Below are 1,801 nucleotides of genomic sequence, written 5' to 3'. Positions count from 1 at the left end.
GTTCTGATGATCGACCTCGACCCGCAAGCATCGCTGTCGGAACTGTGTGGGCTGTACGCGGAGAAAGACGTGACTTGGGAGGATACCGTCTTGCCGTTCATTTACGATCCTGCGCTTGAGGGGGGCCTTGAATCAAAGGTGCAAAGCACGTATTGGGACGGCCTCGACGTTATTCCTGCCCATAACTATTTGCACGACGCCGAGTTTCATCTTCCCACGGCGCAGAAGACGCAGGAGAACTTCGAGTTCTGGTCGGTGCTACGCAAGGGCATCGAGCCGTTGCGCGCACAATACGACTACATCATCCTCGACACCGCGCCGTCGCTTTCGTACATGACGCTTAACGGTCTGATGGCGGCCGATTCGATGGTGATGCCACTCGTGCCCGAGAGTCTCGACTTTATTTCGTCGGTATCGTTCTGGTCGTTGTTCGCTGAAGTGGCGAACGGTTTTGTCGAGCACGAGGTTGATAAGACTTACGACTTTGTTTCGGTACTTCTCTCGAGGGTGGACTACGGGACGACTTCGTCTGCGCCAGTCGTTCGCTCCTGGTCTCAACGTGCTTATGGCGACTGGCTGCATACGATCGAAATTCCTGCGAGTTCCGTCATGAGCAACGGCGCCCTGGCGTTTTCGACCGTCTTCGACCTGTCGCGCGCGGAGACAGTGGCCAAAACCTTAGCGCGGGTGAAACAACCCATGGTCGACTACTGTAAGTGGATCGACGACCAATACGTTGCCCAATGGAGGGCCGGACAATGAGCAGCCTTCGCGACCGCATGATGAGCAAGACCGCTGAGGTACGAGCAGCGAAAGATATTCAGCTCGATCCGCAACAGGAGAAGTCTGTAAGTCCGCGAACGGCGCCTGGAATGGCTGCCGCGCTAGCGACTGCGCAACAGCGAATCGTGCAACTCGAAAAAGCCGGCTCCGCGTCAGAAGCGATGGTTTCCGAGATCGTTCCGAATCCGTGGCAACCTCGGCAGGTCTTCAACGACGCGAAGCTCGCGCAGCTTGCGGAGTCGATCCGCGAAGCGGGGCTTGTCCAGCCTATCGTGATCCGCCGTGCTGGCGCGGGCTATCAAATTGTCGCGGGCGAGCGCCGCTGGCGTGCGCATAAGATGATCGGGAAGGACACCATTAAGACTTTGGTCGTTGATCTCTCTGACGAAGAGATGGCGATGCTGGCCCTGGTTGAAAATGTGGCGCGCGAGGATTTATGCGATTACGAAATTTCGCGGTCGATCCGGCGGACTGAAAAGGAATTTCCGAATCGGAAGCGAATGGCGGAGGCTCTGGGAATCTCGCGGTCTGAACTCTACCGCTACTTGTCTTTTGGCGAGCTTCCGGAATTCGTCGTCCAAGACTTGGACGTGCAACCGCGGCTGCTCGGCGCCACGGCTGCGGAGAGCGTTGTCTCTGTACTTCGCGGACAAAACGAAGACGCGCTTGGCATCGCAAAAACCCTTTGGTCGCAAGTGGTGTCTGGCGAGCTCGAACAACTAAAGCTCGGAAAGGCTATCAAACAGGCCTTGGCTGGGGAAGGCAAAACCGTCGTAGGCGTTAGTGATCGCAACATCGACAAAATCTTTGCAGGTGGCGCCCACGCGGGGTCTATTACAAAAGACTCGGTAGGATTGACGGTCAAAATAAAGGCCGGAATGCTCACTCCAGATAAAGAGAAACAGATTCGCGAATTGGTTGCGCAATTGTTTTCAGACGGCGACGAGTCTTAATTTCGAACGCGGCAGGCTGTTTTGAATGATCTTGCGCCTGCGAATTAATCGGCGAGTGTCCCTGG

Annotated in this window: 2 protein-coding genes; both read left to right on the top strand. The window is 56.0% G+C overall.

The features are described 5' to 3' along the window. A partial coding sequence (locus AWB67_RS37195; RefSeq protein ID WP_087660785.1) for a ParA family protein occupies positions 1–762 on the top strand: 762 nt, incomplete at its 5' end. Continuing rightward, positions 759–1,736, top strand: a complete 978-nt coding sequence (locus tag AWB67_RS37190) for a ParB/RepB/Spo0J family partition protein (protein WP_087660784.1) — start codon at positions 759–761, stop codon at positions 1,734–1,736. The genes AWB67_RS37195 and AWB67_RS37190, both read left to right, overlap by 4 nt. Positions 1,737–1,801 lie beyond the last annotated feature (65 nt).

The sequence above is a fragment of the Caballeronia terrestris genome, assembly GCF_001544515.1.
Classification (GTDB): domain Bacteria; phylum Pseudomonadota; class Gammaproteobacteria; order Burkholderiales; family Burkholderiaceae; genus Caballeronia; species Caballeronia terrestris.
The sequence above is the reverse complement of the archived record's forward strand: the minus strand, read 5'-3'. Positions and strand labels throughout refer to the sequence as shown.

Bases quoted from the DNA above. Each gene is read 5' to 3' on its own strand.
- AWB67_RS37190 (WP_087660784.1), top strand. From the start codon at position 759: ATGAGCAGCCTTCGCGACCGCATGATGAGCAAGACCGCTGAGGTACGA.